The sequence below is a fragment of the Microcoleus sp. Pol17C6 genome, assembly GCF_036701145.1.
Taxonomy (GTDB): Bacteria; Cyanobacteriota; Cyanobacteriia; order Cyanobacteriales; family Microcoleaceae; genus Microcoleus.
Window position 1 is genome coordinate 19852 of the sequence record NZ_JAUBQH010000074.1, and the last position, 8330, is coordinate 28181.

An 8330-nucleotide genomic window follows, 5' to 3' on the forward strand; every position below is an offset into this window, starting at 1 on the left:
AAGCCTAATTGTTGACTAAACCCCGGAAAATGGCATCAACGCCGTTAAAGTTTTCGAGTAAGAAGTAGGCAACAAAGACACCACCCATTCCACCAATGAAGAAACCCCCGGTAAGCTGGCTCCACCCCTCAGCATTTCTGAGGGAATCAGGCGTCATGGGATTAGCGCTAGGGTAGCTGGTGTTGTCTTGTTTGAAAGAGACTAAACCGTAAGCAGACATACCTAGTGTGCCCAACAGAACTAAGACGAGGGCTGTATATAATCCCCCGAGATTAGCTGCTTCTGGATAATCCCGCAGGGGTCCGAAGACGATTTCGGGGCCGACGAGGAAATAACCGTGTGCCAAACCGATTTCTAGGCCTCGAATTAGGGGCGAGAGTCCTTTGCGGTAGGCGGGCAAGTTCCCAATGAATGCTTTTGTGAAATCAGAAGCACTGATGGGGGTGGCTAGATGACCCGTGAAGGGGTCGCCGTTAAAGGGTTTAATAAGCTCTGCATCTCTGGGATCGGCCATATTCTGTTTGTCCTCGCAGTTTAAAAAGTTGAGGCGTTCAAGTCATATTTTACGCAGGGACGTGTTTCCTATTTACATAATTAACGGCGAGCTTTAGAAAAGTTCACTATTCTTTAGTTTTTGGAAGAATTTTTCTTTTGCCTCTTATACCAGAAAGCGAGTCGATCGGGCGACACTCCCAAGAAATAAGCGATGATTACTATTTGATTAATGGCGGTGGTTTTGATGATCCCAAGCTGCTGCCAGCGACGGGCGGAGGTCAGCACTGGCTGGGGTACTATTTCAATGCGGCCTTGTTTTTTCAATTGGCGCACGAATTCAAAGTCTTCCATGAGGGGCAAGTCGGGAAAACCCCCGATTTTGTCAAAGGTAACTGCGTGGAGGAAAATAGCTTGATCGCCGTAGGGCATTTCCAAAAAGTTCGATCGCCAGTTTACCCCTGTTTCTACCAACCGGAGGCTGAGATTGCGGGCGTCAATCTTGAGTTCAAAGGCCCCCGCTACTGCAGACGGGTTAGCTAGTACCCGACGCGCGCTTGAGTCGTACCCGGGAGGCAAAAGAGTGTCTGCGTGGAGAAACAGCAGGATCTCTCCAGTAGCAGCAGCAGCACCTACATTCATTTGGGTGGCCCGGCCTGGGGCGGTGGAGATAACTCGGACGCCCAAAGATTTTGCTATATCTGTAGTACCGTCGGTGCTGCCACCGTCGGCGACAATTATTTCGGCATTTTGGGCCTCAAGGGCGGTGGAGATGACTGAGGCAATTGTAGGTGCTTCGTTTAAGACTGGAATGATAATGGAAATTTTGATATTAGGATTTTCTGGCGACATACAGAATTAAGCAGCCCGTGAGAGAGAGCGGGTTTTGTACAAAGCTGATTTTGCCCCTTTTTGACCCCGGGATCGCCCCTACATTTGGTCTTAAGGTGGGAGAGTTTGGTAAAAAACCCAGCTATTAGTTGCTCATTTTTTACACCGGGCCCGCGCCTACATTGGGCTTTCCTGTGGCAGGGCGGCTTTTGTACAAATCTGATCTGTTAGTTGCTAATTTTGTTGGTAATTTTTGGCTGCTTCTCGCGCCTGGGACTATTGTCCCAAGCGCTGTCTAACTGCTAATGAGATTCAGCATTAGGTTAGACAAATACAATTACTATATTATGACATTGTGGTTTCATAATCAAGTAGTTTTATCTAATGAAATATGACCATTTATAATAATAAAAATAAATTAAATATAATTTAGTTATTTCAAAATATTAATATCTAAACCGAGGAGATCTTCTGGTCGATCGATATCTGCAAGAGTGGGAAGATAAGCAATATTGAGGTCTAGCTTTTGGGCTATCGCCCGCGTACAAGCGAATACTTGACTGGTTCCCCAGTGAATGCCACCGAATAATTCCGGTATCGATCGCCGCAACCCGATCAGATAATAACCTCCGTCTTTTGCCGGACCCAAAACTAAATCGTGCTGGCTCAGTTCATCAAAAGCTTGTGCCATGATTTCTGCTTTCAAATCAGGACAATCTGTACCGATTATTGCAGTTTTTTCCACCCCTGAATTAAAAGATTTTTCAAACGCTGCTTTCATTCTTGCGCCCAAATCTCCGTCTATTTGATTTTGACAAATAATATCACTTCCCAACCAGTCTTGCATCAGTTGTTGGCTGCCGCCGGATCGGTGAATTTCTACCAATAATCGGCGGGATTTTTGGAGAGAGAGAGCGCAGGCGATCGTCCGTTGGGCCATCAAGCGGTGAAGGTTGGCAGCACCTGCTTTTCCCAGCACGGGAATTAGTCTAGTTTTGGTTGTTCCCGGTTCGGGATAGCGAGTGAAAACAATCAGTTTTTCTGGCATCATTTATTGTTGATGAGTTTTAAAGGAATGAACCGCAGAGGAAAAGACAGAGTTAACCACTGCTTCACAGATTGCCGATCGATGTTGGTGGGTTAGGCAATGACTTAATTTAATCGCTGCGCCCAACCCACCACACAATAAATTCACTTAAAAATAGCCAGCGGTTAGCTCATTTCTAACATTCGCTGGATGGGCTGTAAGGCTGCTAGTTGAATATCTTGGGGCATGGTAATTTCAGGGGTTTGATTTTTTAGGGATAGATACAATTTTTCCAAGGTATTTAATCTCATGTGCGGGCATTCGTTGCAAGCGCAGTTATTATTGGTTGAAGGAGCGGGAATGAATCGTTTGTGCGGAGCTTGCTTTTCCATTTGGTGAATGATTCCCGGTTCAGTCGCGACAATAAAAGCTTGGCTGGAACTAGCTTGAGAATATTTGAGCAAAGCGGTGGTGGAGCCGATGTAATTCGCGTGGCGCAGCACGGGAGGTTCGCATTCTGGGTGGGCAATTATTTCGGCTTCGGGATTTTCGATTTTGAGTTGAACTATCTTTTTTTCTGAGAAGTTTTCGTGGACGATGCAAGCTCCTTGCCAGATCTCCATGTCTCTTCCGGTTTGTTCCATGACGTACCGGCCGAGATTGCGATCGGGTCCAAAAATTATCGGCTGATTTTCGGGAATTTGGTTGACAATTTTAACCGCGTTAGAACTGGTGCAAATTATATCGCTCATTGCCTTAATTGCGGCGGTACAATTAATGTAGGAAATTACCAAATGTCCTGGTCGAGCGGCTTTGAAAGCTGCAAAGGCTTCGGGAGGGCAACTGTCGGCGAGGGAACACCCAGCATTTAAGTCTGGCAACAATACTAATTTGTCGGGATTGAGAATTTTTGCGGTTTCTGCCATGAAATGAACTCCGGCAAAAACTATGACATCGGCGCTGGTGTTGGCGGCTTTGCGGGCAAGTTCTAGGGAGTCGCCAATGAAGTCTGCGATGTCCTGAATCTCGGAGTCTTGGTAATAGTGGGCGAGAATGACGGCATTTAACTCTTGTTTGAGGGCGTTAATGGCTGCAAACAAGTCGTGGGGCAGTCGGGTTTGAGTAAAGTTCGGAGCAGGTGCGGTGGTAAACACAGTTAGAATATTCCGGGGAAGGTGGCGAAGACAGCTAAAGTGTATTTTGAATTATAGTTGAATTCACCAAAAAGTGCTGGCTGTTCAGTGGAGCCAATCTAAAATCTCAAATTTCCAATCCAAAATATGCTGCGGGAGAGTGCAAAAATTGGTCGCTGTTTCTTATGCTGAGTAAGAAGGGGCTAGGGATCGATCGCACATGACAAATCACATGAATAAAGCTAAATCTATCAAAATTGCGGTGGTGGGGGACGTTCACGATCACTGGGAACCTGAAGACGGCGAGGCCCTGAAGCATCTGGGCGTTGATTTGGTGCTGTTTGTGGGGGATTTTGGTAATGAGTCGGTGGAGGTGGTGAGGGCGATCGCCCAATTGGACATTCCGAAAGCAGCGGTGTTTGGTAACCACGACGCTTGGTACACGGCGACAGAGTGGGGCCGCAGTCAGTGCCCTTACGATCGCACTCAAGAAAATTGGGTAAAACAGCAGTTAGATTTAATGGGAGAAGCTCACGTCGGTTACGGGAAGCGTGATTTTCCCGAATTGGGCGTAACTGTCGTGGGAAGCCGCCCGTTTACTTGGGGAGGCTCGGAGTGGAAGTACGGGGATTTTTACTCGGAATGGTTTGGCGTAGAGAGTTTTGAAGAGTCAGCGCGGCGCATTGCAGAAGCGGCGGCCGATGCCGATTGCGAAAATGTGATTTTTTTGGGTCACACGGGCCCGACGGGGTTGGGAGAGGCTCCTGAAGACCCCTGCGGGCGAGATTGGAAGCCGCTGGGAGGGGATTGGGGCGACCCGGATTTTGCGGAGGCGATCGATCGAACTCGGAGTTTTGGGAAGCACATACCTCTGGTAACTTTTGGTCATATGCACCACAAACTGCGGCACACGAAGCACGAGTTGCGGAAGTCGCTGGAGGTGAGTGCGGAGGGTACAGTTTATTTGAATGCGGCCTGCGTACCGCGAATTGTGGAGAGAGAGTGCTCGAAATTGCGGAATTTCTCGATCGTCCTGCTGGAAAATGGAGCAGTGTCGGAAGTGTCTCTGGTATGGGTAGGCGAAGATTGCGCGGTAGAAAGAGAACAAATTCTTTATCGGCGCACTGAATCTGCGGCTATTTGTAGTTAGAGACATTTGCTGGTATGATAAAATTTATGCGCCAGGAGAGGTGGCAGAGTGGTCGAATGCGCCTGACTTGAAATCAGGTGAACCGCAAGGTTCCGTGGGTTCAAATCCCACCCTCTCCGTTTAACAATTCTCTTGTCCGTTAAGGGTTTCAGATTGTCTATCCCCTCAAGAGTTCCTTTTACGCTCATCTTTGGCTCGCTCTTGGTATTTCCCCAAAAAAAACACCCCCGTAGGGGTGCTGTTGCTTACCAGGTAAATTTTCTAGGCAACTGATTTAACTAAACCCTTCCTCATCTGCCGGGTCGCCGTAGGGGTCTTCGCTCGCTGGGCTAACATTGCCGAACATTCCAGCATCCGCTACGTAATCAGCCGGGTCGCCGTAGGGGTCTTCGCTGGCCGGAGTCACGTTGCCGAACTGTCCGTAGTCGGTACCGGCGTAGTCAGCCGGGTCGCCGTAGGGGTCTTGGCTGGCTGGAGTCACGTTGCCGTACTCTCCGTAGTCAGCCGGGTCGCCATAGGGGTCTTGGCTGGCTGGAGTCACGTTGCCGTACTCTCCGGGATTTGAAGCATTTTCGTAATTGCCGTCAGGATCGACTTGCTCGCCGTCTGGCCCGACGATCGCATCTTTTAACTTCCGCAAAAATCCGTCTACCATGATAAAGTTCCTCTTTTTTATGTGTTGAAAAACAACTGTTTTAGATTGGGAATCCCAGATATAAGTGAAACTCAGGGAACCTGCAATCTAAAATGTCAAATGCTTAGACTACTGTGCCGGAACAGGAGCTGTAGCTTCCGGCAAGGTAGTAAGGTCTCGACCGGTAGTTTGGTTGTTGTACCCCTGGAATTCGCGGTAACGCGCTGCCTCGGACTCCGGAACTTTAATTCCTTCAGGCGGGGGCGTTACCCAGACCGCGCGATTCTGGGCATCGCGGTAGTAAACGCGACCGTTTTTGGAAAGGTAATGTTTTCCCTGCGGCCCCTTTTCTTGTTTATTTTTATACTGATTGTAGATGTAGTAAAGGGCGGCTGCTCCTGCTAAAGTAATCCCTACTTTTTGAGCATTGCTCAGTCCTTTTTTCGCTTGGGGCGTTGGACTGGAGGCGCGATTAGTTTGCACTCCTCCAGCGCGAGTGTTGTCAACAGGAGGCGGGGGAGCGTAAGTTCGCTCGTCAGAACCGCAAGCACTCACAAAGGGAAAGGTCAACAGCGTTGTCAGCAGCAGAGCCATGAAGCGCGATCTTTGGGGTTCGGGTTTGATTGTGTTCATTACCGCTCCGAATTGTCGGGATTATAGGTAGGGTGTATTCTGGCGAGGTTTAGGAACCTGAGCTGCTGCTAACAGTTTTTAGAGTAAATTAATTTCTCAAAGCAATTTTGACACAAGTAGTTGCTGAGAACTTAACAGCGCAGGTACGGTATTGCGTTTCTATTTAATCATGCTGTAATCTCTCGAAGATTTACTCATTCCAGGGATATAAATAAAGTTTCTTTGATTTCAGTCCGCAGGTATATGCAAATGCGCGGCTCCGGGTAACAATAAATTCCGTTTGTGGACTGCTCAAAGCAAAGTGAAGCAGACGGAGGGGGCGAGTGCCAAGCTCAAAGCAGCACTGGTGGGGGAAAGGAGGCGGGATGTATAAGTCCGGCGGTGTTTAATTGCGCCACACTGCTTGTGGGAGATGCCTGCAATTTTAGTGTGGGAATTCTGGAGAGGTCGATCGCACTATTGTAGAAATCTATTAACCGCGAGAGAAAGCCCCCGAAGCTTTTCGGATATTTATGAAATTAAAGAATTTATTTACTGCTGCATTGTCCATCGCAGTTGTATTTACTGCGGTAAAATATCTAACTTTTTCAAATCAAAAAAACCAAGTCAAGGAATTGCTGCAAACAAAACAGTGTCCCGAATGCAATTTCAGCAATGCCAACCTAAAAGGATTAGACTTGCAAGGAGTCAACTTGCAGGGAGCTAATCTAGAAGGTGCTAACTTATCAGGAGCCAAGTTGACCAATGCCAACCTCAAAAATGCCAACTTAAATAGAGCCAACCTCACGGGAGCTGATTTGGGCTGTGCCGGCATCACTTTCAACCTTGAGGCTAATGAAAAAGAAGCAAATATGGATTTTAATGTCAGCGCTGTTCCACAACAGAATAACCCAGAAAATGCAGTAATTGGTTTCAATATGAAAGCAACGGATCGAGGAGCGACCATGCGTTTCAACCTCATGGGATGCGCTGACTTCTCGAATGCTAGCTTGCAAGAAGCTCAAATGCCAGATGGCACAATTCATCCTTAATGGCAGCCCATAAAGCAATCTGCTGTGTCATCATTATTTGTCAACTTCTTTTAATTCTTTCTGCTCTCTCTTTTCTCTTTCTCTGTGTCCTCTGTGGCCTCTGTGGTTCATTAAAAAAAAACCGCCACCTGTCAGTCAGCCGGCGGTTTTTTTAAGCAACTAAGTGCCGCCTAAAATTAGTGAGCAGAACCGTTACCGTGATACTTATCAGTATCGTAGAATCCGTTTTTTGTACCGAAGAACAGACAGCAAACCGTGAAAACTGCTGTCAAGACTGCTAAAACTAACTTAACGTCCATAATTTACCTGCTGTTGTTGAGTGAGTGCAAATACTCAGATTGTAGAATCTTTTTGGCTGGCGCGGCCATCTACCAGCGTAGCGCCAGATTTGCTGGGCTGTACTCTGGTGCGGCAGTTTCCTGACGGCGAGACGATTCGGGGAATTATTGTCGAAACCGAAGCTTACGGCCCGGGAGACCCCGCTTGTCACGCTTACCGACAGCGAACTCCTCGCAATGAGGTGATGTTCGGGCCTGCGGGTATGAGCTACGTTTACTTAATCTACGGGATGTATCACTGTTTTAATGTTGTGACCGATGTAGAGGGAGTTGCTAGTGCTGTGCTGATTCGAGCTTTGCAGGTAGATGCGGTTCTCAAGGGGTACGCTGGAATTCCCGAGAAGAAGCGATCGCGCCTCGCCGCCGGGCCTGGGAAACTGTGTAAGGTGCTCGATATCGATCGAACTTTAAGCGGTTTTCCTTTGGCTGCAGGCCAACCGCTGCGGTTGGAACACCGGAGCGAGGAATTTCAGCAAGCTGTGGAGGGGGGTACAATAAATTTTGTGCAAACTACGCGGATCGGGATTTCTCAAGGAATTGATTTGCCTTGGCGGTGGTATTTAGGGAACTCTACGGCTGTGTCACAACTCTAGTAATCTCAAAGGTATCAGTGTAAATTTTGTCGCTTATCTTAGTGAAATTATGGCTTACTCTTCTGAAAATCCGATCGTACAACTTAAAAAATGCCTAACCCTGGTTCAGGATGTTAGCACTCACACCGAAGCCAACCGGGCCTTCGAGCAATTGTGTGGGATTATCGATGCTGAAAACCCAATGGCGGCGCAACTTTTGGAGATGCTGTGGGAAGAGGCAATTATGGCGAGGCGATCGGCTTTATTTTGGCAACAAATGAGCGATGTTGAGAAAGATATGGCTAATAGAATGATGGAAAATATGACGCAGATGCGGCAGAATTATTTGCGGCTGATGCAGGAAATGTAGACAGTAATTGGTAAGTCCGTGTTTGTAGGGAGGACTTTAGTTCAATGGCACTGAAAAAGTGAGCAAAAAAAAATCTGTAAGGCAATATCTGCGTAGATAATTGCCTTACAAACCAAAAT

Annotated in this window: 12 protein-coding genes and 1 tRNA gene; 6 read left to right on the forward strand and 7 right to left on the reverse strand. The window is 47.5% G+C overall.

The window, feature by feature from the left end:
* Positions 1–4: 4 nt before the first annotated feature.
* From QUA25_RS25375 to nadA, 4 genes are all read right to left on the reverse strand, one after another.
* Positions 5–514, reverse strand: coding sequence for a photosystem I reaction center protein subunit XI (locus tag QUA25_RS25375; RefSeq protein WP_333042100.1), 510 nt, complete (start codon positions 512–514; stop codon positions 5–7).
* Positions 515–627: 113 nt separating this feature from the next.
* On the reverse strand, positions 628–1344 hold the full coding sequence (locus QUA25_RS25380; RefSeq protein WP_333042101.1) for a TIGR04283 family arsenosugar biosynthesis glycosyltransferase: 717 nt from the start codon (positions 1342–1344) through the stop codon (positions 628–630).
* 412 nt (positions 1345–1756) lie between these two features.
* On the reverse strand, positions 1757–2374 hold the full coding sequence (locus QUA25_RS25385; RefSeq protein ID WP_333042103.1) for a TIGR04282 family arsenosugar biosynthesis glycosyltransferase: 618 nt from the start codon (positions 2372–2374) through the stop codon (positions 1757–1759).
* 161 nt (positions 2375–2535) lie between these two features.
* Complete coding sequence (nadA, locus tag QUA25_RS25390; protein ID WP_333042105.1) at positions 2536–3504, reverse strand: quinolinate synthase NadA; 969 nt, start codon at positions 3502–3504, stop codon at positions 2536–2538.
* Between the two features lie 211 nt (positions 3505–3715).
* Between nadA and QUA25_RS25395 the strand changes: the two genes are divergently transcribed.
* Entirely contained in the window at positions 3716–4633 is a 918-nt protein-coding gene (locus QUA25_RS25395; protein WP_333042107.1) for a TIGR04168 family protein, read from the forward strand.
* 34 nt (positions 4634–4667) lie between these two features.
* Positions 4668–4752 (forward strand) — tRNA-Ser (locus QUA25_RS25400).
* Positions 4753–4907: 155 nt separating this feature from the next.
* Here the strand turns inward: QUA25_RS25400 and QUA25_RS25405 are convergent.
* Positions 4908–5288 (reverse strand): translation initiation factor, encoded by a 381-nt coding sequence (locus tag QUA25_RS25405; protein ID WP_333042109.1) that lies wholly within the window; start codon positions 5286–5288, stop codon positions 4908–4910.
* A 108-nt stretch (positions 5289–5396) separates the two neighbouring features.
* Positions 5397–5900 carry a hypothetical protein gene (locus QUA25_RS25410; protein WP_333042110.1) on the reverse strand — a complete coding sequence of 168 codons (504 nt, stop codon included), beginning with the start codon at positions 5898–5900 and terminating at the stop codon, positions 5397–5399.
* Between the two features lie 282 nt (positions 5901–6182).
* On the opposite strand from QUA25_RS25410, the gene QUA25_RS25415 reads away from it, so the two are divergent.
* Positions 6183–6365: a hypothetical protein gene (locus tag QUA25_RS25415; protein ID WP_333042112.1), complete on the forward strand. Its 183-nt coding sequence runs from the start codon at positions 6183–6185 to the stop codon at positions 6363–6365.
* Positions 6366–6412: 47 nt separating this feature from the next.
* Entirely contained in the window at positions 6413–6931 is a 519-nt protein-coding gene (locus QUA25_RS25420; RefSeq protein ID WP_333042114.1) for a pentapeptide repeat-containing protein, read from the forward strand.
* A 176-nt stretch (positions 6932–7107) separates the two neighbouring features.
* Here the strand turns inward: QUA25_RS25420 and QUA25_RS25425 are convergent, their stop codons facing one another.
* On the reverse strand, positions 7108–7230 hold the full coding sequence (locus QUA25_RS25425) for a hypothetical protein (RefSeq protein ID WP_006633228.1): 123 nt from the start codon (positions 7228–7230) through the stop codon (positions 7108–7110).
* A gap of 20 nt (positions 7231–7250) precedes the next feature.
* Here QUA25_RS25425 and QUA25_RS25430 point away from each other — a divergent pair, with 20 nt between their 5' ends.
* Both QUA25_RS25430 and QUA25_RS25435 read left to right on the forward strand, forming a co-directional pair.
* Positions 7251–7862 carry a DNA-3-methyladenine glycosylase gene (locus QUA25_RS25430; protein ID WP_333042116.1) on the forward strand — a complete coding sequence of 204 codons (612 nt, stop codon included), beginning with the start codon at positions 7251–7253 and terminating at the stop codon, positions 7860–7862.
* 49 nt (positions 7863–7911) lie between these two features.
* Entirely contained in the window at positions 7912–8211 is a 300-nt protein-coding gene (locus QUA25_RS25435; RefSeq protein ID WP_333027404.1) for a hypothetical protein, read from the forward strand.
* The last annotated feature ends 119 nt before the right edge of the window (positions 8212–8330 follow it).

What these genes read in the sequence shown, in the direction of transcription:
- QUA25_RS25425 (WP_006633228.1), bottom strand. Translation starts at nt 7,230, where the DNA reads ATGGACGTTAAGTTAGTTTTAGCAGTCTTGACAGCAGTTTTCACGGTT.
- QUA25_RS25420 (WP_333042114.1), top strand. Translation starts at nt 6,413, where the DNA reads ATGAAATTAAAGAATTTATTTACTGCTGCATTGTCCATCGCAGTTGTA.
- QUA25_RS25380 (WP_333042101.1), bottom strand. Translation starts at nt 1,344, where the DNA reads ATGTCGCCAGAAAATCCTAATATCAAAATTTCCATTATCATTCCAGTC.
- QUA25_RS25435 (WP_333027404.1), top strand. Translation starts at nt 7,912, where the DNA reads ATGGCTTACTCTTCTGAAAATCCGATCGTACAACTTAAAAAATGCCTA.
- QUA25_RS25375 (WP_333042100.1), bottom strand. Translation starts at nt 514, where the DNA reads ATGGCCGATCCCAGAGATGCAGAGCTTATTAAACCCTTTAACGGCGAC.
- QUA25_RS25410 (WP_333042110.1), bottom strand. Translation starts at nt 5,900, where the DNA reads ATGAACACAATCAAACCCGAACCCCAAAGATCGCGCTTCATGGCTCTG.
- QUA25_RS25385 (WP_333042103.1), bottom strand. Translation starts at nt 2,374, where the DNA reads ATGATGCCAGAAAAACTGATTGTTTTCACTCGCTATCCCGAACCGGGA.
- QUA25_RS25405 (WP_333042109.1), bottom strand. Translation starts at nt 5,288, where the DNA reads ATGGTAGACGGATTTTTGCGGAAGTTAAAAGATGCGATCGTCGGGCCA.
- QUA25_RS25395 (WP_333042107.1), top strand. Translation starts at nt 3,716, where the DNA reads ATGAATAAAGCTAAATCTATCAAAATTGCGGTGGTGGGGGACGTTCAC.